General features: G+C 65.1%; 21 protein-coding genes and 1 tRNA gene. 11 read left to right on the forward strand and 11 right to left on the reverse strand.

From position 1 onward, the window contains the following. Positions 1–52 precede the first annotated feature (52 nt). The gene (locus tag AC6LJW_RS03310; protein WP_056562472.1) at positions 53–1,702 is read right to left on the reverse strand and encodes a PqiB family protein; all 1,650 of its coding nucleotides are present in this window, start codon (positions 1,700–1,702) and stop codon (positions 53–55) included. 161 nt (positions 1,703–1,863) lie between these two features. Here AC6LJW_RS03310 and AC6LJW_RS03315 point away from each other — a divergent pair, with 161 nt between their 5' ends. Continuing rightward, a complete protein-coding gene (locus AC6LJW_RS03315; protein ID WP_056562474.1) occupies positions 1,864–2,349 on the forward strand; it encodes a GNAT family N-acetyltransferase in 486 nt (161 codons plus the stop codon). Positions 2,350–2,364: 15 nt separating this feature from the next. Here AC6LJW_RS03315 and AC6LJW_RS03320 read toward each other — a convergent pair whose 3' ends face one another. From AC6LJW_RS03320 to aqpZ, 3 genes are all read right to left on the reverse strand, one after another. Next, complete coding sequence (locus AC6LJW_RS03320) at positions 2,365–2,673, reverse strand: DUF3892 domain-containing protein (protein ID WP_056562476.1); 309 nt, start codon at positions 2,671–2,673, stop codon at positions 2,365–2,367. Between the two features lie 68 nt (positions 2,674–2,741). After that, positions 2,742–3,599 carry a 3-deoxy-8-phosphooctulonate synthase gene (kdsA, locus tag AC6LJW_RS03325; RefSeq protein ID WP_498086502.1) on the reverse strand — a complete coding sequence of 286 codons (858 nt, stop codon included), beginning with the start codon at positions 3,597–3,599 and terminating at the stop codon, positions 2,742–2,744. A gap of 138 nt (positions 3,600–3,737) precedes the next feature. Continuing rightward, complete coding sequence (gene aqpZ / locus AC6LJW_RS03330; RefSeq protein WP_056562482.1) at positions 3,738–4,451, reverse strand: aquaporin Z; 714 nt, start codon at positions 4,449–4,451, stop codon at positions 3,738–3,740. Between the two features lie 264 nt (positions 4,452–4,715). On the opposite strand from aqpZ, the gene AC6LJW_RS03335 reads away from it, so the two are divergent. Next, positions 4,716–5,255, forward strand: coding sequence for a hypothetical protein (locus AC6LJW_RS03335; protein WP_498086503.1), 540 nt, complete (start codon positions 4,716–4,718; stop codon positions 5,253–5,255). 26 nt (positions 5,256–5,281) lie between these two features. On the opposite strand, the gene AC6LJW_RS03340 is transcribed toward AC6LJW_RS03335, so the two are convergent. Together AC6LJW_RS03340 and AC6LJW_RS03345 are read right to left on the reverse strand one after the other, a co-directional pair. Continuing rightward, entirely contained in the window at positions 5,282–6,583 is a 1,302-nt protein-coding gene (locus AC6LJW_RS03340; protein ID WP_498086504.1) for a diguanylate phosphodiesterase, read from the reverse strand. Positions 6,584–6,903: 320 nt separating this feature from the next. Then, positions 6,904–6,990 (reverse strand) — tRNA-Leu (locus tag AC6LJW_RS03345). 47 nt (positions 6,991–7,037) lie between these two features. Here AC6LJW_RS03345 and dapC point away from each other — a divergent pair. From dapC to AC6LJW_RS03370, 5 genes are all read left to right on the forward strand, one after another. Further along, positions 7,038–8,234: a succinyldiaminopimelate transaminase gene (gene dapC, locus AC6LJW_RS03350; RefSeq protein WP_427986240.1), complete on the forward strand. Its 1,197-nt coding sequence runs from the start codon at positions 7,038–7,040 to the stop codon at positions 8,232–8,234. A 24-nt stretch (positions 8,235–8,258) separates the two neighbouring features. Beyond that, positions 8,259–9,080 carry a 2,3,4,5-tetrahydropyridine-2,6-dicarboxylate N-succinyltransferase gene (gene dapD, locus AC6LJW_RS03355; RefSeq protein ID WP_056562496.1) on the forward strand — a complete coding sequence of 274 codons (822 nt, stop codon included), beginning with the start codon at positions 8,259–8,261 and terminating at the stop codon, positions 9,078–9,080. After that, positions 9,080–10,219 carry a succinyl-diaminopimelate desuccinylase gene (gene dapE, locus AC6LJW_RS03360; protein WP_498086505.1) on the forward strand — a complete coding sequence of 380 codons (1,140 nt, stop codon included), beginning with the start codon at positions 9,080–9,082 and terminating at the stop codon, positions 10,217–10,219. The genes dapD and dapE overlap by 1 nt, the downstream gene beginning before the upstream one ends. Positions 10,220–10,314: 95 nt before the next feature. Then, positions 10,315–11,220 (forward strand): 50S ribosomal protein L3 N(5)-glutamine methyltransferase, encoded by a 906-nt coding sequence (gene prmB / locus AC6LJW_RS03365; RefSeq protein ID WP_427986238.1) that lies wholly within the window; start codon positions 10,315–10,317, stop codon positions 11,218–11,220. Next, the gene (locus AC6LJW_RS03370; RefSeq protein ID WP_498086506.1) at positions 11,217–13,151 is read left to right on the forward strand and encodes an ABC-F family ATP-binding cassette domain-containing protein; all 1,935 of its coding nucleotides are present in this window, start codon (positions 11,217–11,219) and stop codon (positions 13,149–13,151) included. Before prmB ends, AC6LJW_RS03370 begins: the two co-directional genes overlap by 4 nt. 94 nt (positions 13,152–13,245) lie before the next feature. On the opposite strand, the gene AC6LJW_RS03375 is transcribed toward AC6LJW_RS03370, so the two are convergent. From AC6LJW_RS03375 to AC6LJW_RS03385, 3 genes are read right to left on the reverse strand one after another with little or no spacing between them, the layout of a single operon-like run. Continuing rightward, positions 13,246–13,551 (reverse strand): chorismate mutase, encoded by a 306-nt coding sequence (locus AC6LJW_RS03375; RefSeq protein ID WP_056562507.1) that lies wholly within the window; start codon positions 13,549–13,551, stop codon positions 13,246–13,248. Positions 13,552–13,557: 6 nt separating this feature from the next. Continuing rightward, positions 13,558–15,852, reverse strand: coding sequence for a UvrD-helicase domain-containing protein (locus AC6LJW_RS03380; RefSeq protein WP_056562510.1), 2,295 nt, complete (start codon positions 15,850–15,852; stop codon positions 13,558–13,560). Continuing rightward, positions 15,849–16,985 (reverse strand): DesA family fatty acid desaturase, encoded by a 1,137-nt coding sequence (locus tag AC6LJW_RS03385; RefSeq protein WP_369818963.1) that lies wholly within the window; start codon positions 16,983–16,985, stop codon positions 15,849–15,851. Before AC6LJW_RS03385 ends, AC6LJW_RS03380 begins: the two co-directional genes overlap by 4 nt. Between AC6LJW_RS03385 and AC6LJW_RS03390 the strand changes: the two genes are divergently transcribed. Both AC6LJW_RS03390 and AC6LJW_RS03395 read left to right on the forward strand, forming a co-directional pair. Further along, positions 16,905–17,081 (forward strand): hypothetical protein, encoded by a 177-nt coding sequence (locus tag AC6LJW_RS03390; RefSeq protein WP_369818969.1) that lies wholly within the window; start codon positions 16,905–16,907, stop codon positions 17,079–17,081. The genes AC6LJW_RS03385 and AC6LJW_RS03390 overlap by 81 nt on opposite strands. Positions 17,082–17,514: 433 nt before the next feature. After that, the gene (locus AC6LJW_RS03395; RefSeq protein ID WP_498086507.1) at positions 17,515–17,802 is read left to right on the forward strand and encodes a hypothetical protein; all 288 of its coding nucleotides are present in this window, start codon (positions 17,515–17,517) and stop codon (positions 17,800–17,802) included. Here AC6LJW_RS03395 and AC6LJW_RS03400 read toward each other — a convergent pair. Then, on the reverse strand, positions 17,786–19,201 hold the full coding sequence (locus tag AC6LJW_RS03400; protein WP_427986241.1) for an RsmB/NOP family class I SAM-dependent RNA methyltransferase: 1,416 nt from the start codon (positions 19,199–19,201) through the stop codon (positions 17,786–17,788). The genes AC6LJW_RS03395 and AC6LJW_RS03400 overlap by 17 nt on opposite strands. A gap of 1,105 nt (positions 19,202–20,306) precedes the next feature. Further along, on the reverse strand, positions 20,307–20,972 hold the full coding sequence (purN, locus tag AC6LJW_RS03405; RefSeq protein ID WP_056566693.1) for a phosphoribosylglycinamide formyltransferase: 666 nt from the start codon (positions 20,970–20,972) through the stop codon (positions 20,307–20,309). 102 nt (positions 20,973–21,074) lie between these two features. On the opposite strand from purN, the gene AC6LJW_RS03410 reads away from it, so the two are divergent. Together AC6LJW_RS03410 and ileS are read left to right on the forward strand one after the other, a co-directional pair. Further along, positions 21,075–22,040, forward strand: coding sequence for a bifunctional riboflavin kinase/FAD synthetase (locus AC6LJW_RS03410; RefSeq protein WP_056562519.1), 966 nt, complete (start codon positions 21,075–21,077; stop codon positions 22,038–22,040). After that, positions 22,030–24,876, forward strand: a 2,847-nt coding sequence (ileS, locus tag AC6LJW_RS03415) for an isoleucine--tRNA ligase (protein ID WP_498086508.1), incomplete at its 3' end; no start/stop codon positions are given. The genes AC6LJW_RS03410 and ileS, both read left to right, overlap by 11 nt.

Below are 24,876 nucleotides of genomic sequence, written 5' to 3' on the forward strand. Positions count from 1 at the left end.
TTCCTGATGGGAACCGGTGTCTGACACCTGCGTATCCGCACGGAAGGGTCGCTCATCGGGCGGGCGCTCGCCCTGTCACCGGATCCGGCGCGCGGCCCCGCAGCAACGATCCCGGATGGGTTTGCAGGTAGTCGGCCAGTTCCCGCAAGGACCGCGCCGTGCGCGCCAGTTCTTGCAGCAGCGCGCTCGTGTTGACGGGCAAACCGGAATCGGGACTGAGCAGCCCACCGACGGCGGCCAGTGACCGGCTTGCCTGACGCAACGTCGCGGTCGCCTCGGGCGCAAGCTGCGTGTCCAGGCGCTTTATCAGCTTGGACGTCCCCTGCAGCAGGTTGTTGAGTTCGCTGCCCAGGCCTTCAAAGGGGATCCTGTCGAGCTTGGTCAGGATGCTGTTCAGTTGAAGCTGCAACTGGTCCAGATTGTTCGGCACCGTTGGGATGAAAGGCGCTTCTTCCATCTTGAACGTCACGGGCTCGGCGTCGGGAAACACCGCCATGGCGACATACAACTGGCCCGTCAGCAAATTGCCGATGCGCAACTGCGCCCGCAATCCCTGGTCGATCATGGCGGCCATCAGCTTGCCGCTGGGATGCGTGTCGGTCGAGCCGGAAAACTCCTTGATTTCCTCGAACGTCTTCGCGCCCAGCCGCTCGGGATAGAGGGTGGCGTCCACCAGCGCATAGAACTGCTGCGTGGTGCGATCCAGTTCCAGTCCGATGGCATCCACCTGCCCGACCGACGCGCCGAACGCGTCGATCGGCGCGCCGACGGACAGTCCTCGCACCGACTGATCGAACCGCATACGGATGCGCAGCGGCGCGCCGTCCGGCTGCGCGCGCGCCGCGGTTTCGGAAGGGAAGATGACGAACGCGGCGTCCGGCTTGGCCGCAGTGTGCAGCCGGGTCTCGACGGAGTCGAAAGCGACGCCGCCAACGATCACCGAGACCAGCGACGGAGACCGCACTTGCAGCCCGCCCGCGTCCACCGAGAAATCCACCCCGCTGGCGTTCCAGAAACGCGTGCCTTCGTTGACGAAGGCGTCGTTGGGGGCATCGACGAACACCTGGATGTCGACGCCCTTGCCGGCGGCATCCAGGCGATAGCTCACCACCTGTCCCACCGCGATGCGCTTGTAATAGACAGGCGACCCGATGTCCAGCGAACCGAGGTCGTGGCCCTTTAGGGTGAAGCGCTTGCCCGGCCTGTCCTGCGTCACCTCGGGCGGTACCTCCAGGCCGGCGAAAGCGAATTTGGTCGCCTTGTCAGGATCGCTGCCGCCCTTCAGGCCGGCGGGATCCAGCCCGATGTAGGCGCCGGACAGCAACGTGCTCAGACCGGAAACGCCGCTGAGTGTCAGGCGGGGCCGCACCACCCAGAACACGGTGCCTTCTTGCAGGAGCCCTGCCGCGTCCTTGTTCAGCCGCACCGTCGCGATCACGCCGGTCCGGTCCGCGTTGAGCGCCACGCGTTGGACCGTGCCGACGTTCACTTCCTTGTAGCGGACCTGTGTCTTGCCGGCCTCCAGCCCTTCGGCCGTCTGGAAGCTGATCGTGGCCTCGGGCCCGGCGTCCATCCACACCTTCAACACAAGCAGCAGGCCACCCAGCGCCGCGACGATCGGCACCAGCCAGATCCAGGAAAACCGCCGGCCACGGCCAGCAGGCGGCGGCTTGTGGGCCGCGGCAGTCGAAGTCTCGGGCATTGAGGGCATCCTTCGTGAGCACGCGTCCGGACTCTGGGTGCAATCCCGATCAAGCGTCGCGCCGGGCGGTCCGCCGCGCAACAAGGGTATTCCCGACGTCGCCACCTGCCCCCTGCGCCAATAGCGAGTAGGATAGCCATCCCAATAAACAGGAAAACTCCGTGAACATCGAAATCCGTCCCGCCGCGCCGTCGGACGCGGCCCAGATCCATGCCTTCATCACCGAACTGGCCGTCTATGAGCGCGCCGCCCATGAGGTGATCGCCAGCGCCGCCGACGTCGAGCGCACCTTGTTCGCCGAAGGCGCCCCCGCCCGTGCATTGATGTGCCTGCTGGACGGCAAGGCCATCGGCTACGCCGTCTATTTCTACAGCTATTCCACTTGGCTCGGAAAGAACGGCATTTACCTGGAAGACCTATACGTCACACCCGAGCACCGTGGCATCGGCGCCGGCCGCGACCTGCTGCGCCATCTGGCGCGCGAGGCCGTGGCCAACGGCTGCGGACGGCTGGAATGGAGCGTGCTGGACTGGAACCAGCCCGCCATCGACTTCTATCAATCCATCGGCGCCCTGCCCCAGGACGAATGGGTGCGCTATCGGATGGCGGGCGACGCATTGGTCAACTTCGCCGAGGGCCGCCGCTAGGGCAGCCCGGGCCTGTCAGAACTCCGGCAGGTCGAACAGCGTGTGCAAGGTCGAACTGGGTACCGGCACGGATGCGAGGTGTTCTCGCCCGCCGGCATCCACCAGCACGCGCACCGCGCGCGATGCGACGGTCAGGCCGTCGACGCTGATCGCGGTTTCGACGTCGGCGCCGTCCTTGATGAGTTCGATCACTTCGGAGGCTGCGGCCGTCGTGGGCTCCGAGATCCACCCGGGAACGCCGCGCACGGCCTGCCCCCAGCGCACGTAGGCGATATGGCCGCTCCCGGCCTCTTTGCGCACGGCGACGATCACATACAAAGACATCCAGGCCTCCCTAAAGTGTGGCCTGGATCGTATAACAGCTTGGCGGCCGTGTGATGACCGCGCGCGCGTCAGGGTTCGATGTTGATCGGCGCAAAGGACTTCACCAGGTCGTCCAGCTGCTTGAGCTGCGTCAGGAACGGTTCAAGCTTGTCCAGCGGCAAGGCGCTGGGGCCGTCGCATTTCGCGTTCTTGGGATCGGGGTGGGCTTCCAGAAAGAGGCCCGCCAGCCCGACCGCCATGCCGGCGCGCGCCAGGTCCGCCACCTGTTCACGACGGCCACCGGATGCCGCGTCCAGCGACGAACGCTGCTGCAGCGCGTGGGTCACGTCGAAGATCAGCGGGCGGTTGCCGGACACCTTTTTCATGACGCCGAAGCCCAGCATGTCGACGACCAGGTTGTCGTAGCCAAAGCTTGTGCCGCGATCGCAGAGAATCAGCTTGTCGTTGCCGGCTTCGGTGAACTTCTCGACGATGTTCAGCATCTGCGCGGGGCTGAGAAACTGCGGCTTCTTGATGTTGACCACCCGCTGCGTCTTGGCCAGGGCGACCACCAGATCGGTCTGGCGCGCCAAAAAGGCCGGCAGTTGCAGGATGTCTGCGACTTCGGCCACCGGCGCCGCCTGCCAGGGCTCGTGCACGTCGGTAATGACCGGAACGCCGAACTCCATTTTTACGGCTTCGAAGATCTTCATGCCTTCTTCGAGGCCCGGTCCGCGATACGAGTGGATCGACGAGCGGTTGGCTTTGTCGAACGAGGCCTTGAACACGTAGGGGATGCCCAGCTTGGCGGTGACGCGCTGGTATTCCTCGCAGGCGCGCAGCGCCAGATCCTTGGATTCCAGCACATTGATGCCGCCGAACAGCACGAAGGGCCGGTCGTTCGCGCAGGCGATCGAGGGGGAAATTACGACTTCTGGGGCGGTCATGATGGGCGATCCTGTAAAGGTGAAGCAGGTGATAGTGCGTAATGTACAACCTGCCTCGTTGCCCCTCGCCCTGACCGCCCCCGTTTTCCCGCTGGCGGCGCCAAAAAAATTGATCCGCGACGCCGCGCTTCGGGCTTATCAGGCGCGCTCGATCGCCGGGTCGCTGACCAACCGGTAGGCCACCGCCCCGATGATCGCGCCAACGATCGGCGCCACCCAGAACAGCCACAACTGTTCCAGCGCCCAGCCGCCCACGAACAGCGCCGGTCCGGTCGATCGCGCCGGGTTCACCGACGTGTTGGTGACCGGAATGCTGATGAGGTGGATGAGGGTCAGCGCAAAGCCGATGGGGATGGCCGCAAACCCGGCCGGCGCCCGCCTGCTGGTGGCGCCGAGAATCACGAAGATGAACCCGGCCGTCAGCACCACTTCGGTCACCAGCGCTGACAGCAGCGTGTATTTGCCCGGGGAATAGGCGCCATAGCCATTGGCGGCAAAGTGGCTAGCCTTCAGGTCGAAACCCAGTTTGCCGTTTGCAATGCACGCGAGAACCGCCGCAGCCGCGATGGCGCCCAGGACCTGGACGATGACGTACGGCACGATTTCGCGGGCGGGGAATCGGCCGCCAGCCACCAGCCCCACCGTGACGGCCGGGTTGAAGTGCCCGCCGGATATGTGGCCAACGGCAAAGACCATCGTCAGGACAGTCAGGCCGAATGCCAGCGCAACGCCCGCGAATCCGATGCCCAATTGGGGAAATCCGGCGGCCAGCACCGCCGCGCCGCAACCGCCCAGCACCAGCCAGAAAGTGCCGAAAAACTCCGCGCCACAACGCTTGGGTAGTGAGTACATGTCCAATCCTTAAAAACGAAAGCCCTAAGGTATCGGCAAGCGCACGAGGCAATATTCAAGAATCGACAATCTTGACGATTCTTGAATGCCCGGCGTGCCGGGCGCACAGGTGCTGGACAAAATAGCCGGAGCGCCGGCCGCGTGAAATCGTGCGGATGGGCGATGGCGCCGCCGTGTTCGGGCGCGATCAAGGGACGAATTTCGTTGGCGAAAACAAACGGCGAGTGCTAATTTCAGCGGCACGCCTTCGCCGAAGGAACATCCGTGAAACTACTGCTCGCCTTTGTTCCCTTCATCACCTTTGCGCTACTGGAGCACCGAGTCGGCACCCACGCCGCGCTCGTGGCGGCCACGGCCGTTTCTGCCCTTCTGGTAATCCGGGACCGGTTCATCCTTCATGCTTCGCCCAAGACACTGGAAGTGGGATCGCTGATCCTCTTTGGGGCGCTGGCCTTCGCGACGCGCTTCGCGGAATTCAGCCCGTCGCTCTTGAGCGTTCGGCTGCTGGTGGACGCGGGCCTGCTGGCCATCGTGCTGGGTTCGATCTTTGCCGGCCGGCCTTTCACGCTTCAGTACGCGATAGAACGCGTGAGCCCCGAAGTGGCCGCCCGTCCCGCGTTCCGGCGCACTGCGGAACGGATCGCGTGGGCGTGGGCTGGCGCTTTCATGGTCATCGTGCTCGCGGATCTGGCGATGATGTACGTGCCGGCTTTCACGCCCACCGTCGGCACGGCGGTCATCCTGGCGGCGCTGGCAGCGGCGGCCTGGTTTACCGCGTGGTTGCCGAAGGCGGCAAGGCGGTAAATTCGCGCGGTGACGGCCGTGGCGGATCAGTCCCGCCGGACGCGCTCCGGCCACCGCACGGCAGGCACCCCATTGAGCGCTGGTCTGGCAAACAGATAGCCTTGGAACCGTTCGAATCCGGCGGCTTGCAGCCAGCACCATTCCTCGACCCGCTCCACGCCTTCGGCGACGGGCGTGATGCCCATGGCGCTGCACGCGCGGGCAATGGCGCAGACGATCGCCTGGCGGGGTCCATCCAGATGAATGTTCTGAATGATTTGACGGTCAATCTTGAGCTTGTCCGGCTGAAATTCGGCCAGCAGCGACAAGCCCGCAAACCCCGCGCCGAAATCGTCGATCGCGACGCCAATGCCTGCCCGGCGCAGGCGCTCGATCGCGTCCCTGAAGGCATGCGGCCGTTCGATGGCTTCCTGTTCGGTGATTTCAACGATTACGTTCTGCGGCAATAGCTCGCACGCAGCGACCTGATCCACTAGGCGGTCGACGGCGGACGAGTCCTCGATCAGCGACATGGGCAACAGATTGACCGACAGCTTCACGTCGGTCAGGCCCAGCCGTTGCGCCAGCGCGAATGCCGAGGCTTTGGACTCAAGGTCCACGCGGTAACGATCCGCGGGATCGAGGCTGGCGAACAACTGTTCCGGCGAGCCGCCGGATTGCCCGCGGATCAGGAATTCAAAGGAGGTTATCTCGCGCCGCAGGGGATCGACGATGGGTTGCAGCGCAAAAGGATACGGCCGCGCAGGCGCCGCGGGGTCTTCATGGGCCAAGGGGGCATTGCTGGTCTCAAACCGCCAGTTGACCGCGTCCTCGCCTTCGACGATATGGTCCGTGCCATGCGCATCGGCATACCAGCCAAGGATCTTCACCACCCGGTCATCACTGCCCGCCCACCGCGCCGGCTTTTTCATCTTTGCGAGGATGCGCGCGGAAACCTGTTGCGGGTCGAGCGCTCGCAGGTCAAGCAGGGCCATCGCGTCCCCGCCAAACCGGCGGGCGGGACCATGATCCCGCATGAGAAGCACAACGTTCTTGTGGGTCTCGTCGCGCTGGATGGCATCGAATATCCGGCTGACCGCCGCATCAGGGCCTTCCAGCAGTTGCACGAAATGAACGCCGTCAAAGAGCAAAAGGCCGGTGACCTGCATCGCAGCGTTGCGTGCGCGGGCGGGCGTCAGGAGGTCGTCCAGAGCCTGCGCGTTCATCGGTTCGACAGCTCGGCTGCGGTATATCAGTGTCGAAAGCATGTCGTGCTCTTTGCAAACGGGTCTGAAGGGTAATGGCTCGCGGCCAGACAGTTCAACCAGGCAGGCGACCGCTGCGGGCAATCTGTGCGCATGCGCCGTAACTGCGGCTACGTTGATTGATCGGCCAGTGGGCGCCAAGCATGCGGCGCTGCAGATGAACCGTGTGGACGGTGCAACGGCTGATTGGCGCGAAATGGCGGCCGATGCCGTCTGGAGACTTCTAGACCGCAGGCATGCGGCCTGAAAGGATCGCTCTGGCGGGTTCGGGCTGGATGATTCGGAAAAACCGGAGGTAAACCGGAAACCTTCCAAGAACCGAAGCCGTCGCGGCCTGATCGGTCCCAATTATTCCGAAAATGACAGGTTCAGGACCTAAATCATTGAAATCATGGGGGGTTTGGTGGTGCGAAGGAGGGGACTCGAACCCCTACACCTGTTACGGCGTCAGGACCTAAACCTGGTGCGTCTACCAATTTCGCCACCTTCGCAATAGGCCAAGCCCGCTATTGTAGCTTGCTTGTTAAAATCTTGCGTCATGAATCCGCGCCTCGATGCCCTACACCCCTACCCGTTCGAAAAACTGCGGGCTTTGCTGGCCTCTGCCAGTTCGCAGCCGGACGGCATTGCGCCCATCAACCTGTCGATCGGCGAGCCCAAGCACGCCGCGCCGGAGCGCGTGGCGCAAGCCATCCGCGATAGCATGGCCGGGCTGTCCGTCTACCCGTCCACGAAGGGCGATCCTGCGTTGCGCCGGGCGATTTCGGAGTGGCTGGCGCGCCGGTACAGCATTCCCGCGCCCGACGCCGACACGCAGGTGCTGCCGGCGCTGGGATCGCGCGAGGCGCTGTTTGCGTTCACCCAAACCGTGATCGATCCCTCGGCCGGCTCGGTGGTGATCTGCCCCAATCCGTTCTATCAGATCTACGAAGGCGCCACACTGCTGGCGGGCGCGACGCCCTACTTCGTCAACGCCGATCCGGTGCGCAATTTTGGCAGCGACTGGAACCAGGTGCCGGACGACATCTGGAAGAAGACGCGCCTGGTGTTCGTGTGCTCGCCGGGCAATCCCGCCGGCAACGTCATGTCGCTGGAAGAATGGGAAACCCTGTTCAAGCTGTCCGACCGTCATGGCTTCGTGATCGCGTCGGACGAGTGTTATTCCGAGATCTACCTGGACGAAGGCGATCCCCCGCTGGGCGGTTTGCAGGCGGCGCGCCGTCTGGGCCGGGACGACTACCGCAATCTGGTGGCGTTCTCCAGCCTGTCCAAGCGGTCCAACGTGCCGGGCCTGCGGTCTGGCTTCGTGGCGGGCGACGCGGCGCTGGTCTCCCGGTTTCTGCTGTATCGCACGTATCATGGCAGTGCGATGAGCCCGATCGTGTCCGCGGCCAGCGTTGCCGCGTGGACGGACGAGTCGCACGTGAAGGAAAACCGGCGCCAGTACCGCGAGAAATTCGATGCGGTCGTGCCCATCCTGCAAAAAGTGCTGGATGTGTCACGGCCGCAAGCCTCGTTTTATCTGTGGGCGGCAACGCCCGGTTCGGATACCGCGTTCGTGCGCGACCTCTATGGCCGCACCGGTGTTACCGTGCTGCCGGGCAGTTTCCTGGCGCGCGAAGCGCATGGCTTCAATCCCGGCCAGGGACGCATCCGCATCGCCCTGGTGGCGCCTTTGGCCGACTGCGTGCAGGCGGCCGAACGCATCGCCCATTTTGTACATACCTCTGTTTGACCAACCTTTAAAAGCTGAGCCGATATGACTCTCGACCTGCAGACCACCATTGAACAAGCCTGGGAAAACCGGACCAACCTGTCGCCCACCGACGCCAGCGCGGAAGTGCGCGAAGCCGTTGAGCACACCATCGACGGGCTGGATCTGGGCCGCCTGCGTGTGGCCGAGAAGATCAATGACGACTGGGTCGTGCACCAGTGGATCAAGAAGGCCGTGCTGCTGTCGTTCCGTCTGAACGAGAACGCCATCATGGGCCAGGCGCCCCTGCAGTTCTACGACAAGGTGCCGCTCAAGTTTTCGGAGTTCGGCGACAACGCGTTCAAGCAAGGCGGCTACCGCGTGGTGCCGCCGGCCGTGGCCCGCCGCGGCTCGTTCATCGCCCGCAACGTCGTGTTGATGCCGTCGTACGTGAACATCGGCGCCTACGTCGATGAAGGCACCATGGTCGACACGTGGGCCACCGTCGGTTCGTGCGCCCAGATCGGCAAGAACGTCCACCTGTCGGGTGGCGTCGGCATCGGCGGCGTGCTCGAGCCCTTGCAGGCCAACCCCACCATCATCGAAGACAACTGCTTCATCGGCGCGCGCTCCGAAGTCGTGGAAGGCGTGGTGGTCGAAGAAAACTCGGTGCTGGCAATGGGCGTGTTCCTGTCGCAAAGCACCAAGATCTATGACCGCGCCACGGGCAAGGTCACCTACGGCCGCGTGCCCTCGGGTTCGGTCGTGGTCCCCGGTTCGCTGCCGTCGGCCGACGGCTCGCACAGCCTGGCCTGCGCCGTGATCGTCAAGCGTGTCGACGCGCAGACCCGCGCCAAGACCAGCATCAACGACCTGCTGAGGGCTTGATGAGCAATTCGGCCGTACTGGATCTGGTCAAGGACCTGATCGCGCGTCCCTCCGTGACGCCCGCGGACGAAGACTGCCAGGCGGCGCTTGCCGCCCGGCTCGAACGCATCGGCTTTACCTGCGAGACCATCGCGCAGGGCGGCGTGACCAATCTGTGGGCCCGGCGCGGCAGCGCCGCCCCGCTGACGGTCTTTGCCGGCCACACCGACGTGGTGCCCCCGGGTCCGCGCGAAAAGTGGAACAGCGATCCCTTCGTTCCCACCGAACGCGAAGGCTGGCTGTATGGCCGCGGCGCGGCCGACATGAAAAGCTCGATCGCCGCCTTCGTGGTGGCGGCCGAGGAATTCGTGGCGGCCCATCCGCAGCATGGCGGTTCGATCGCCCTCCTGATCACGTCCGATGAGGAAGGCCCGTCCATCGATGGCACCGCCATCGTCTGCGACGCGCTCAAGGCGCGCGGCGAGCAGCTGGATTACTGCATCGTCGGCGAGCCCACGTCGGGCGACGTGCTGGGCGACACCTGCAAGAACGGCCGCCGCGGCTCGTTGTCGGGCAAGCTCACGGTCAAGGGCATCCAGGGCCACGTGGCCTACCCGCATCTGGCGCGCAACCCCGTGCACCAGCTTGCGCCGGCGCTGGCCGACATCGTGAACATCGAGTGGGACAAGGGTAATGAGTACTTCCCGCCCACGACGTTCCAGGTGTCGAACCTGAACTCCGGTACGGGCGCCACGAATGTGGTGCCGGGCGAGGCTGTGGCGTTGTTCAACTTCCGCTTCTCGACTGCCAGCACGCCCGAAAGCCTGAAGCAGCGGGTTCATGCCGTGCTGGACAAGCACGGCCTGGAATATGACCTGGAGTGGGAACTGGGTGGCGAGCCCTTCCTGACCCCGCGCGGTTCGCTCACCGATGCTTTGGTGCAGGCGATCCACGCAGAGACGGGCGTGACCGCCGAGCTGTCGACCACGGGCGGCACGTCCGACGGCCGCTTCATCGCCAAGATCTGCCCGCAGGTCATCGAGTTCGGCCCCGGCAACGCCACGATCCACAAGGTCAATGAGCGAATCGAGGTCGCCTCGCTGGAACCGCTTAAAAACATCTATCGGCGCACGCTGGAAAACCTGCTGTTGCCCGCATGATGCACGCGCCGGCGGGACTCTCGTCCCGCCGCGCACACTTTCCAGCCCCCTTCCAGGGGGCGTTTTTCCGTTTTCCCCCTGGGGCGGTGAATTGAATGCCTGATACGAACGCTACCTCCCGCGAAGAACTGCAGACCGTGCGCGACCTGATCCGCTACGGCGTGTCGCGCCTGAATGGCGCCCAGGTGTCGCTGGGACACGGCAGCGACAATGCCTGGGACGAGGCGGTCTACCTGACCTTGCACGCGCTGCATCTGCCGCTGGATACGCTGGATCCTTTCCTGGATGCCCGCGTGGTGCGCGAAGAGCGCGAGCGCGTGCTCGACCTGCTGGACCGCCGCGTGACCGAACGCGTGCCCGCCGCCTACCTGACCAACGAAGCGTGGCTTCGCGGCCACCGGTTCTACGTCGACAAACGGGTCATCGTGCCGCGCTCGCCGATCGCCGAGCTGCTGGACCAGGGGCTGTCGCCGTGGGTGCAGGATGCGCTGGCGGTAGAGAACGTGCTGGACATGTGCACCGGATCAGGTTGCCTGGCGATCCTGTCGGCGCTGGCCTTCCCCTACGCGCACGTGGACGCGGTGGATGTGTCCGCCGACGCGCTGGAAGTCGCCCGTCGCAACGTCGACGACTACGGTCTTTCGGACCGCCTGGACCTGCACGCCAGCAATCTCTTCGACAACCTGCCCGCGCGTGAATACGACGTGATTGTCTGCAATCCGCCCTACGTGAACAGCGGTTCGATGCGCGTCCTGCCCCAGGAATACCTGCACGAACCGCAACTGGCGCTGGCCGGCGGCGACGACGGCATGGACCTCGTGCGCCGCATCCTGGACGCGGCGCCCCAATACCTGTCGGAGAACGGCGTCCTGGTGCTGGAGATCGGCCATGAGCGCGATTTCTTCGAGGCCGCCTTCCCGCAGCTTTCGCCCGTCTGGCTGGACACTGAAGAAGCTTCGGACCAGCTTCTGCTGCTTACCCGCGAGCAACTGAGCCTGTGATACGCGCCAATGGATTGACCCTGCGCCGCGGTACGAAAGTGCTGCTGGACGGCGCCGAATTCGTCGTAAACCCAGGGGAACGGGTCGGCATCGTGGGCAAGAACGGCGCGGGCAAGTCCTCGCTGTTCGCGCTGCTGACCGGCTCGCTGGATCTGGACGCCGGCACCTTGTCGTTGCCTGCTGGCTGGCGCATCGCCAGCGTCGAGCAGGAGCTTCACGCAGACGACCGCCCTGCCCGCGAGTTCGTCATCGACGGCGACACGCACCTTCGCGCGCTGCAGGCGCAGCGCGCGGCGCTGTCCGATGATCAAGGCACGCAGATCGCGGAAGTGGAAGCCGCATTGGTGGAAGCCGGCGCCTGGAGCGCCGCGTCGCGCGCCGAACAACTGCTGGCCGGCCTGGGCTTCAAGCCGGCCGAATGGACGCAGCCCGTCGAGAGCTTCTCAGGCGGCTGGCGCATGCGCCTGGCCCTGGCCCGTGCGCTGATGGCCCCGTCCGAATTGCTGCTGCTGGACGAGCCCACCAACCACTTGGACCTGGACGCCATGCTGTGGCTGGAGAAATGGCTGGTCGCCTATGAAGGCACCGTCATGCTCATCTCCCATGACACCGAATTCCTGGATGCGGTCGCACGGTCCATCCTGCACTTCGACCATGCGAAGCTGACGCGCTACCGCGGCGGCTATGGCGACTTCCTGACGCAGCGCGCAGAGCGCCTGCGCCAATCCAACATTGCCTACGAGCGCCAAACGCGCGAGACGGCCCGGCTGCAAGGCTTCATCGACCGCTTCAAGGCCAAGGCATCCAAGGCCAAACAGGCGCAGAGCCGCGTGAAGGCGCTGGCGCGCATGCAGGTGCTGGCGCCGCTGCAGGCCGAAGCGGGCATCGACATCCGCATTCCGTCGCCCGAACAGGTGCCCGATCCGCTGCTGACGCTGGAACACCTGTCGGCCGGCTACACGGACGCCGACGGCAACGCCGTGCCCATCCTGCGCGACGTGACCCTGATGGTGCGCGCCGGCAGCCGCGTGGGCGTATTGGGAGCCAACGGGGCTGGCAAGAGCACGCTGATCAAGACCTTGGCCGAGGAGATCCCCGTGCAGGCTGGCGAACGCCGCGCTTCACGCGGCTTGGCCATCGGGTACTTCCACCAGCACCAGCTAGACATGCTCGATGTGGACAGCACGCCGATCGCGCACCTGGCCCGCCTCGCGCCGGAAGCGCGCGAGCAGGAGCTGCGCAATTACCTGGGCGGTTTCGGTTTTTCGGGCGATACGGTGACAAGCAAGGTCGGCCCGATGTCGGGCGGCGAAAAGGCGCGGCTCGCGCTGTCGCTCATCGTGTGGCAAAAGCCCAACCTGCTGCTGCTGGACGAACCCAGCAACCACTTGGACGTGGAAACGCGCGAGGCCCTGGCCACCGCGCTGGCGGACTTCGGCGGCAGCATGCTGCTGGTCTCCCACGACCGGCACCTCTTGCGCACCACCGTGGACAGCTTCTGGATCGTGGCGGACGGCGCGGTGCGCGAGTTCGACGGCGATCTGGAGGACTACCGCGACTGGCTGGCCGCCCGCAATGCGGACGAGCGGGCCGAGGCGCGCGAGAACGCCGAGAACGGCGGCGAAGCGGTCGTGGATCGCAAGGCCCAACGCCGTGCCGAGGCCGAACAGCGGCAACGCCTGTCCGCCCTGCGCAAGCCGCTGGAGTCCAGGCTGGCCAAGGTGGAAACCGAGATGGAAAAGCTGAAGGTGAAACTGGCGGCTCTGGACGCGGTGATCGCCGATCCGGACCTGTATTCCGACGCGCGCCGTGCCGAACGCCAGAAGGTCATGGCGGAACACGGCGAACACGGCAAGCGGATGGGGGAACTGGAAGAGCAGTGGCTTGAGCTGCAGGGCTCGCTGGAAGAGATAGACCAGAGCGAAGCCTGATCCAAATGAAATCGGCCCCAATTTGGGGCCGATTTCTTTGGGCTTGCTTGTACCCGCACGCTTGCCTGGGCAAGCCTGGGTCACGCGACTGCGGTTACGAGTACGGACGCTCGCGCAGGCGGGTGTGGTTGTCGATGACCGTGTCGATCACTTCGCGCAGGATGGTTTCAGCCAGATCCGGCGGCACGCCCGCTTCCAACGCCAGCCGGCGGATGCGCTCGACCTGCTGGGCCTCGCGCTTGGGATCGACCAGATCCATGCCGTGGTTGGTCTTTAGTTCGCCGATCATGTCGGTGCACCGGAATCGCACACCCAGCAGCAGCATGATCTGCTGATCGATCTCGTCGACTTCGGCGCGTAGGGACGCCAGCTCGGCTTTGGGGGAATCGTTGGTGGCCATATGTAGTCAACCCTGAACAATGTCGAGCTTGGCGATGCCCAGCGCCAACGTCTTGGCGCCTACGTCGCGGAAGTGGATTTCCGCCTGTGCGTCCTGACCCGCGCCGCTCAGACCGATGATGGTGCCGTCGCCGAAACGCGCATGACGGACGCCCTGACCCACACGATACTGCTTGTCGCCCACCGTGACGCCGGTGGCGACGCCGCGGGGTTGACGCGGCGCAATGGTGTTGGTCGGCTTGCGGCCGAAGGCATCGCCCCGGTTGCCGCCGCCCCAGCCCGCGCCCGTGGCGCTGAGCGGCGCCAGTCCGGCTTTGGGCGTCAGCCACTTCAGGTGCTGTTCGGGAATTTCGTCCAGGAAGCGCGAACGCATGGCATAGCGCGTCTGGCCATGCAGCATCCGGCTTTGCGCCAGGCTGATGTACAGGCGCTGGCGCGCGCGGGTGATCGCCACATACATCAGGCGGCGCTCTTCTTCCAGACCCGCCGGCTCGAGGATGCTGTTCTCGTGCGGGAAGAGCCCTTCCTCCAGGCCTGTGATGAACACGGCGTCGAACTCCAGCCCCTTGGCGGCATGCACCGTCATGAGCTGGACGGCGTCCTGCCCTTGCTGGGCCTGGTTGTCGCCGGCTTCAAGCGCCGCATGCGACAGGAACGCGGCAACCGGCGTCAGGTTGTCGCCCGCAACCGGCGGCGCGTCCACCACGCCCGGCATGAGCGTGGACGACATGTCTTGGTCGGGCACCACGCCGGCGGGCATGCCGTCGTAGTTTTCCTCGGACGCGAACACCGCCGCAGCGGTGATCAGTTCGTTCAGGTTTTCCAGCCGCTCGGCGCCTTCGCGTTCGGCCTTGTAATGGGCGTTCAGGCCGCTGGTCTCGAGCATGTGCTCGACCATTTCAGGCAGAGGCAGCTCGCGCGTTTCTTCGATCAGGCGATGGATCAGTTGTGCAAACTGGGCGAGATTCGAGCCGCCCTTGCCACCGACCAGCGCCACCGCGCCATACAGGCTGGTGTCGTGCTGGCGCGCGGCGTCAGCCAGTTGCTCGAGCGTGCGTGCCCCGATGCCGCGCGTCGGAAAGTTGACCACCCGCATCCACGAGGTGTCGTCGTGCGGATTGGCCATCAGACGCAGGTAGGCAAGCGCGTGCTTGATTTCCTGGCGTTCGAAGAAGCGCAGGCCACCGTAAACCTTGTACGGAATGCCGGCGGAAAAGATGGCGTGCTCGATGACGCGCGACTGCGCGTTGCTGCGATACAGGACGGCGATTTCGCGGCGGTCGCTGCCTTCGTGGATGAGCGAACGGATTTCGTCCACGATCCATTGGGCTTCCATGCCGTCGGATGGCTGCTCGATGACGCGCACCGGCTCGCCTTCGCCTTGGTCCGTCCAGAGATTCTTGCCCAGGCGGCCCGAGTTGTGGCCGATGAGGGCGTTGGCCGAATCCAGGATGTGACCGAAGGAGCGGTAGTTCTGCTCCAGGCGGATGACGGTGCCGTGCGCGTAGTCGCGCTCGAAGTCGGCCATGTTGCCGACGTTGGCGCCGCGGAACGCATAGATCGACTGGTCGTCGTCGCCCACGGCAAAGATCGCCGCGCCACCGCCGGCCAACAGGCGCAGCCACTTGTACTGTAGGGTGTTGGTGTCCTGGAACTCGTCGACCAGGATATGCCGGAAGCGGCGTTGATAGTGTTCGCGCACGGGCGCGTTGCGCGACAGCAGTTCGTAGGCGCGCAGCAGCAGCTCGGCGAAGTCGACCACGCCTTCGCGCTGGCACTGGGCTTCGTAGAGCTGGTAGATCTCGATCAGGCGGCGGCGATGGGCGTCGTAGGCTTCGACGTCAGGGGGGCGCAGGCCCTCTTCCTTGGCGCCGTTGATGAAGCGCTGCACATCGCGGGGCGGGTATTTTTCGTCGTCGACGCCGTTGGCCTTCATGAGGCGCTTGATGGCCGCAAGCTGGTCCGTGACGTCGAGGATCTGAAAGCTCTGCGGCAGACCGGCGTCGCGGTGATGCGCGCGCAGCATGCGGTTGCACAGGCCGTGGAACGTGCCGATCCAGAGGCCGCGCGTATCAATCGGCAGGATCGCCGACATGCGCGCCAGCATTTCGCGGGCGGCCTTGTTGGTGAACGTGACCGCCAGCAGCCCAAAAGGCGAAGCCTGGCCGGTTTGAATCAGCCAGGCCATGCGGGTGGTGAGCACCCGGGTCTTACCGCTGCCCGCCCCGGCCAGGACCAGGGCGTGCTGCGGTTCTAACGTTACTGCTGCGCGTTGTTCAGGGTTTAGCTTCTCTAGCATCATGCCGCGTAGCGGCGCAGATGTTGAGCGAACTGCTCAAGCCCAGCGATGCCGCTTTGCTGGGCCCGCTGGCACCAGGCCTGCAGGTCGTGAAGAAGCTGTTCGCTGCTGGCGCTGGAGCTTTCCCAGATGCGGCCGAGTTCGCGGCGCATCTGCACCAGCGTCGACAGCGACTGGTTCTGGGCGATGGCCTTGTCCACGGCAGCCAGTTGCTCGGGCTGCAGGATTTCTTCGTTGCGATGGATGGCGCGGCGCACGCTATGCAGCTTGGTGTAGCCGCATTCGGCGTTGCCTTCCTGACGCGAGGCCTTGAGCTTGGCCAGTTCTTCGCGGGCGGCGCCCTTGATCACGTCCGCATAGCGGGCCATGACTTCGTAGCGGTGCGTGATCACGCCTTGCAGCGTGCGCAGGTCGATGCCCGTGCGGGAGTCGTCTAGCTTGAGCTTGGGCGCAACCTTCTTGATCTTGGCCAGGCCAAAGAACTTCAGGATGTTGATATAGCACCAGCCGATGTCGAACTCGTACCACTTGGCCGAAAACTTGGCCGACGTGCCGTGGGCGTGGTGGTTGTTGTGCAGCTCTTCGCCGCCAATCACGATGCCCCACGGGAACACGTTGGTGCTGGTGTCCGGGCTGTTGTAGTTGCGATAGCCCCAGAAGTGGCCGATGCCGTTGACGACGCCGGCGGCCCAGAAGGGAATCCAGGCCATCTGGACAGCCCAGACCGTGACGCCGGCGGCGCCGAACAGGGCGACGTCGATGGCGAGCATGGTCAGCACGCCCCAGAGGCTGTGCTTGCTGTACACGTTGCGTTCGAGCCAGTCGTCGGGCGTGCCGTGGCCGAACTTGGCCATGGTTTCCTTGTTGTTCGATTCTTCGCGGTACAGCTCGGCGCCGCGGAACAGAACCTTCCAGATGCCGAACAGCATGGGCGAGTGCGGGTCACCTTCCTTTTCGCATTTGGCGTGATGCTTACGGTGAATAGCCACCCATTCCTTGGTGACCATGCCGGTCGTCATCCAGAGCCAGAAGCGGAAGAAGTGCATGACAGCCGGATGCAAATCCAGACCGCGGTGCGCTTGGCTGCGATGGAGAAAAACCGTGACCGCAACAATCGTGATGTGCGTCACGACCAAAGTGAAAACGACGATCTGCCACCAAGTCGCTTGGGTCAGGCCGCCGGCAATAAAGGAGAGGATGTAATCCATAAAGCTGTTATGAGCCTCGCATGAGAAGGTGGCTGAAAGTTTAGCGTACCTTAGCCGTCTGATGACAATCTAGTTTCAAAATAGTTATTGAGAGAAATCAAGGACTAAGCGGCGGTTTTGAGCCAAAAAGCCGCGCCCGACGCGCTTTGGGCGCGCGCAGAGCCTTTACTTGTGCTGCTGCGGCGGCTTTACCCAGAGGGGGACAGCATGAATTTCGCAGTCGCACCGGGTTTTGGCACCATTTGGCGTTTAAAGTTCCGGTAAGGCAAACCCGCGGTCTTGAAGGCGCCACGATACCGGGGCACACTGCACCCCGTTCCGCCCGCCAACTGTCTCATTTCTCCCACGAATGCCGCCCAACACAATGCGTCACCGTTTTCTAGCTGCCCTGACCGTACTCGGCATGGGGATCTCGGCCCCAACTTTTGCGCAAACCCTGAAGTCCGGGGACGTCGCCGTGCTGGCTTCCTACTATGAGATCCGTGGTTCGGATTGCCTGGCGCTACGGGCGCCGCGCGTGTCGATTACGCAGATGCCGACGCTAGGCAAGGCCAGCATCCTGCAGACGCGCGGGCAGTCCAACAATTCCGGGCGATGCGCGTACAAGGCGGTGCCCGTGGCGCAGGTGGTCTACCAGGCCGACCAGCCGGGTTCCGACACGCTGTCCTGGGAAGTGAAGTACCAGAACAAGACCATCGGAACCCGCCGTTACAGCGCGACGGTGAGGGTCACGCCGGGTCCTTGACCTCGGATTCCTTGACGTCAGAAGCTTTCACTTCGGCTTCCTCGACGACGGCCTCCTCAGCCGTCACGGTCTGAGCGTCGGCTTGAGACTCGGCCTCTGCGCCATCGGCCGCGTCGACCCGGTCGTCCTCTTCTGCGAGGTCGGCTTCAGCAGCCTCAGCGGCATCCGTGCCGGCCCCCTTCTTCTTGCGCTCGAATACGGCGGCGAAGAAGCCATCGGTGCCGTGCAGGTCCGGACGCAACTGCACGTACGGGCCTTCCAGCTTCAGTGCCTCGCAGCGGGCACCCAGGATTTCGGCGGCGTCCACCCGTTCGAAATCGGGGTGGCTGGCCAAAAAGCGCTCTGCCTGGACTTCGTTTTCTTCGGCCAGCAGGCTGCACGTGGCGTAAACCAGTCGGCCGCCGGGTGCGACGCAGCGTGCGGCGCTGTTCAGGATGCGTTCCTGGAGCTGACCCAGTTCCGCCAACGCCTCGGGGTGCTGGCGCCATTTCAGGTCCGGATTGCGGCGCAGGGTGCCGATGCCGCTGCAGGGCGCGTCAACCAGCACGCGCTGCGCCTTACCGGCCAGACGCTTCACGCGGGCGTCGTTTTCATTGTCGATCACCACGGGCACCACGTTCGAGAGGCCGCTGCGCGCAAAACGGGGCTTGGCGCGCGCCAGGCGAGCCGCCGAGACGTCAAACGCGTACAGCCGGCCGGTCGAACGCATCAACGCGCCCAGAAGCAGCGTCTTGCCGCCCGCGCCCGCGCAGAAATCGATGATCATTTCGCCGCGGCGCGGGGCGACCAGAAGCGCGAGCAACTGGCTGCCTTCGTCCTGGACCTCGATGCTGCCGTTTTCGAATTGGGGCCACCGGTTGATGGCGGGCCGGCCTTCCATGCGAATGCCCCAGGGCGAATAGGGCATCGCCGTGGGCTCATAACGGCCCGCGCCTTGCTGCAGCTCCGCCAGCATGGCGTCGCGCTCGGCCTTGAGCGGGTTTACGCGCAGGTCCAGGCTGGCCTGGCGGTTCAGGGCCTCGACCAGTGTTTCCGGGCTTTCCATGGCGCTCAGGCGCTCGTCCAGCCAATCAGGAATGCTGCCGCGCACGGCGCGGGGCAAGGTGGCGACATCGATACGCGTGACGCGTTGCAGCCACTCGGCCTCGGCGGCGTCCATGCCTTCCTGAAGGAACTCGGCGCCCAGGGTCGCGTTCAAGCCCAGGATGGCAAGACGGCGCGATGCGGGGCCAACGCCGCTTTCGCCGTACTGCCGGTAGCGGCGCAGGTGGCGCAGCACGTCATAAACGGCCTCGGCGACTTCGGAACGGTCGCGCGCGCCCAGATTCGGGTGATGGCGCAGCCAGTGCGAGAGCGCAGCGTCTGCCGGATAGGTCCACTGCAGGATTTCACCCAGCACGCGCTGCACCTGGTCGATGCGGATGGCCGCGTGCGACAGACGGGGACGATTGGACTGGGGCTTTTGCGGCGCGTGATCACGTTCGCCACGATATTCGCCGCGCTGGCCACCGAAGGACGAGCGGGAGTCCGGGCGTCCTTGCCCTTCGCTGCGATCCTGGCCGTACGAATTGCGTTCACCGCCTCGGCTTTCGCCGCGATCCTGCCCAAAGGAGCCGCGACCTTCGCGGCGGTCCTGGCTGTACGAACCGCGTTCACCGCCGCGGCCCTCGCCACGCTGGCCGCCGAACGACGAGCGGGAATCCGGGCGTCCCTGGCCTTCACGGCGATCCTGGCCGTACGAGCCGCGTTCGCCGCCACGGGCTTCGCCGCGATCTTGTCCATAGGAACCGCGACCCTCGCCGCGCTGGCCGCCGAACGACGAGCGGGAGTCCGGGCGTCCTTGGCCTTCGCGACGATCCTGTCCGTACGAACCGCGTTCGCCGCCTCGGGCACCGCCGCGATCTTGTCCTTGGGAACCGCGCCCCTCGCCGCGCTGGCCGCCAAACGACGAGCGGGAGTCCGGGCGCCCCTGCCCTTCGCGACGTTCCTGGCCGTACGAAGCGCGTTCGCCGCCACGGGCACCACCGCGGTCTTGTCCATAGGAACCGCGACCCTCGCCGCGCTGGCCGCCAGACGGCGAGCGGGAATCCGAGCGTCCCTGCCCTTCGCGGCGATCCTGGCCGTAAGAAGCGCGTTCGCCGCCACGGCGTTCGCCGCCACGGCTTTCGCCGCGATCCTGGCCAAAGGAGCCGCGGCCTTCGCCACGCTGACCCCCGAACGACGGGCGGGAGTCGGGGCGGCCTCGGCTTTCGCCGCGCTCTTGGCCGTAGCCGCCGCGATCGCCCGCACGTTCGTCGCGCGCGCGGTCGCCGGATTCCGCCCGGTCACGCGGCGCCGGTTTGCGGGCGTCGCCCTTGGGACGCGAGAAGAAAGACCGGCCGTCGCGGCCTTCCGAGCCGCCGCCGAAGGAGCCGGCCGGACGGGAACGCGGGGATTGGGGTTTAGTCATGGTGTATTCCAATGGGGCGGAGGCGTTCCGCCCGAAAAATGCTTTTCAGGGCCGTTCAAGCGGCCGGCGACCAGGAGAAAAGGCGCACAGGGTCGCCCTGGACGGCCACGCGGTGATCGTTTGTCAGGGTAACCCGGCCTTCGGCGAGCCAGCGAACGGCAGCCGGAAAGGCCTGATGTTCGACGGCCAGCACGCGCTCGGCCAGCAACTCCGGGGTGTCCCCCGCCAGGACCGGCACGCAGCCCTGGGCGATGATGGGACCGTGGTCCAGTACCGGGGTGACGAAATGCACCGTGCAGCCATGCACGCGCACACCGGTTGCCAGCGCCTGCGCATGCGTGTGCAGGCCGGGAAATGCGGGCAGCAGCGACGGATGGATGTTGACCAGGCGGCCGGCGTAATGGTTGACGAAGCCGGGTGTCAGCACGCGCATGAATCCGGCCAAGATGACATAGTCGGGCGCATAGCGGTCGATTTCGGCAGCCAGCGCGGTATCGAAGGCTTCGCGGCTGGCGTAGTCCTTGTGATACAGGGCGGCGGTGGGGATGCCCTGGGCGGCAGCCCACTCTAGCCCGCCGGCATCAGGACGGCTGGCGATGACGGCGGCGATTTCCGCCGGCCAGCGTTCGTCGCGGCAGGCCTCGGCCAGCGCCTGCATGTTGCTGCCCCGCCCCGAGATCAGGATGACGAGGCGGCGCTTGATAGAAGAAGTTTCCGGCAAGATGAACAATTCCAAGGGGAAACGGACGGTTCCAACCCCCAAGACCCGGCGCGCGGGCGGGATAAGAACAAACCCGTAATCCAAAATTGTAAACTCTCGCTCGTGAAACCATCGCTGCGCATCTACCGATCCCTGCCCCCGCCCGACCGGCGCGCCCCTTGCGCGCTCACGATCGGCAATTTCGACGGCGTCCATCGCGGGCACCAGGCCATGCTTGCCCGCGTCTGCCACGTGGCCCGCGAGCGCGGGCTGACGCCGGCCGTAATGACGTTCGAGCCGCACCCGCGGGAGTATTTCGCCACCCTCAACCAGCGCCCGGAACTGGCGCCGACCCGAATTTCGGGGCTGCGCGACAAGCTGGCCGCGCTGGCGCGCTATGGCATTTCGCAGGTCGTGGTCGAGCGGTTCAATGCCCGGCTGGCTGAAATGTCGGCCAATGCCTTCATCGAACACCTGCTGGTACAAGGTCTGCAGACGAAATGGCTGCTCGTGGGCGAGGACTTCCGTTTCGGGCACAAGCGCAGCGGCGATATCGACCTGCTGCGCGAAGCCGGCATGATGCATGGCTTCGAGGTCCAGACGCTGGCGGACGTGACGGACCGCCAGGGCCATCGCATTTCCAGCTCCGAGGTGCGCACCGCGCTGGCGGTGGGCGACCTGGAGCGTGCGCGCCATCTGCTGGGCCACCCCTTCCATATCAGCGGCCACGTCATCCACGGCCAGAAACTTGGCCGCACACTGGGTTTTCCGACCATGAACCTGCGCGTGGCCGAACGATGCGCCGCGCGTTCGGGCATCTACGTGGTGCAGGTTCATGGGTTGGCCGACCGCGCGTTGCCGGCGGTCGCGAGCCTGGGCGTGCGCCCGACGGTCGAGGACCGCGGCAGAGTGCTACTTGAGTCACACCTCCTCGACGAGTCCGTCAACGCTTACGGTAAACTCGTACGCGTTGAATTCCTGCAAAAGCTGCGGGACGAAGAAAAATTTCCTGACCTCCCTTCCCTGACTGCCGCCATCGCCGAAGACGCGCGAAACGCGCGCGCCTATTTTGCCGTTCATGGACTATAAAAAGACCCTCAACCTGCCCGATACCCCCTTCCCCATGCGGGGCGACCTCGCCAAGCGCGAGCCCGCCTGGATTGCGCAATGGGAGGAAAACCACGTCTACCAGGCGATCCGTGCGGCCAGCCGCGGCCGGCCCCGCTTCGTGCTGCATGACGGCCCGCCCTATGCGAACGGCGACATCCACATCGGCCACGCGGTCAACAAGATCCTGAAGGACATCATCGTCAAGAGCCGCAACATGGCTGGCTATGACGCGCACTATGTGCCCGGCTGGGACTGCCACGGCATGCCCATCGAGATCCAGATCGAAAAGAAGTACGGCAAGCACCTGCCCGTGGCGGAAGTGCAGTCCAAGGCCCGCGCCTACGCCCTCGAACAGATCGATCGCCAGCGCAAGGATTTCAAGCGCCTGGGCGTCCTGGGCGAGTGGGATCGTCCGTACATGACGATGAACTACAGCAACGAGGCCGACGAGATCCGAGCGCTGGGCCGCATCCTGGACAAGGGTTACGTGTTCCGTGGCCTGAAGCCGGTGAACTGGTGTTTCGACTGTGGCTCGGCGCTGGCCGAAGCTGAAGTCGAATACGCGGATCGCGTGGATCCGGCCGTCGACGTGGCCTTCCCGTTTGCCGAGCCTGCCAAACTGGCCAAGGCCTTCGGCCTGGATTCGGTTGACGACGGCGCCATCGTGATCTGGACGACCACGCCCTGGACCATCCCGTCCAACCAGGCGCTGAACGTCCATCCCGAAATCGAATACGCGCTGGTGCGAGTTACGCCCACGCCCAAGTTCGGCCCCCTGCTGCTCATCGCCAAGGAACGCGTCGAGGCCTGCCTGAAATCCTGGGAGCTCGAAGGCGAAATCATCGCCACGGTGCCCGGCGAGGCCCTGTCCGGCATCGAGTTCCGCCATCCGCTGGCGCAGTTCAACGCCGCCTACGATCGCAAGTCGCCCGTGTACCTCGGCGACTACGTGACGGCCGACTCCGGCACCGGCGTGGTGCACTCGGCGCCGGCCTACGGTATCGAAGACTTTGTGTCGTGCAAGGAGCACGGCATGAAGGACACGGACTTCATCAGCCCGGTCATGGGCGATGGCAAATACGTGGACAGCCTGGCGCTCTTTGGCGGCCTGTCGATCTGGGACGCGAATCCCAAGATCGTCGAGGCGCTCAAGGAAGCCGGCGCGCTGATGCACGTCGAAAAGCACAAGCACAGCTACATGCATTGCTGGCGCCACAAGACACCGATCATCTATCGCGCGACCAGCCAATGGTTCGCGGGCATGGATGTCTCCCCCAAGGACGGCAACCCGACCCTGCGCGAATCGGCGCTGGCCGGCATCGAAGCCACGGCGTTCTACCCCGCCTGGGGCCGCGCCCGTCTGCACGCCATGATCGCCAACCGTCCGGACTGGACCCTGTCACGCCAACGCCAATGGGGCGTGCCGATGGCGTTCTTCGTGCACAAGGAAACCGGCGAGCTGCATCCGCGCACCGCTGAATTGCTTGAGCAGGTGGCGCAGCGCGTTGAACAAAACGGCATCGAGGCCTGGCAGGCGCTTGATCCCCGCGAACTCCTCGGCGACGAAGCCGACCTGTACGAAAAGAACCGCGACACGCTCGACGTGTGGTTCGATTCGGGCAGCACGCACGCCACGGTGCTGGGTGGCAAGGACGGCGAATTTGCCGGCTCGCATGGCGCCGAACTCGGCTGGCCCGCCGACCTGTATCTGGAAGGCTCGGATCAGCATCGCGGCTGGTTCCATTCGTCGCTCCTGACCGGCTGCATGCTGTACGGCCAGCCGCCCTACAAGGCCCTGCTGACGCATGGCTTCGTGGTGGACGGCCAGGGCCGCAAGATGAGCAAGTCGGTCGGCAACGTCATCGCCCCGCAGAAGGTGTCGGATTCCCTAGGTGCCGAAATCCTGCGCCTGTGGGTGGCTTCCACCGACTATTCGGGTGAGCTGTCGATTTCGGACGAAATCTTGAAGCGTGTGGTCGAAGGCTATCGCCGCATCCGCAACACGCTGCGCTTCCTCCTGGCCAACCTGGCCGACTTTGACGCGGTGTCGCAATCGGTGCCTTACGGCGACCTCTTCGAGATCGATCGCTACGCGCTTGCCATGACGGCGCAGATGCAGTCCGAGGTGCAGGCCAACTACGAACGCTACGACTTCCATCCGGCCGTCTCGCGCCTGCAGACGTTCTGCTCGGAAGACCTGGGTGCGTTCTACCTGGACATCCTGAAGGACCGCCTGTACACGTCGGCCCCTGGCAGCCGCGCCCGCCGCTCGGCGCAGACGGCGCTGCTCGACATCACGCAGACGCTGCTCAAGCTGATGGCGCCCATCTTGTCGTTCACGGCGGAAGAGGCCTGGAAGGAACTGGTTGCCTCCGCCCTGAAGAACCAGGCCGACGCGGCCCGCGCCACGATCTTCACCGAGGTCTATCACGTGCTGCCGCCGTTTGCGGACGCCGATGCCCTGACCGCCAAATGGACGCGCCTGCGCGCCATCCGCGCCGAGGTCCAGCGCAAGCTGGAAGAAGTGCGCACGGCGGGCGACATCGGTTCGTCGCTGCAGGCCGAAGTCGAGCTGTACGCCAACGGCGAAGACCAGCAATTGCTGGCCAGCCTGGGCGACGACCTGCGCTTTGTCCTGATCGTCTCGCGCGCCGCCGTTCACGCGGGCGAAGGCGACACCCGCATCGAGGTCACGCCGTCGGCCCACAAGAAGTGCGAACGCTGCTGGCACTGGCGTCTTGACGTCGGCCAGGACGCCGATCATCCCGAGATCTGCGGCCGCTGCGTGTCCAACCTGTTCGGCTCGGGCGAAGCC

The sequence above is a fragment of the Achromobacter sp. 1012554356 genome (assembly GCF_059760815.1).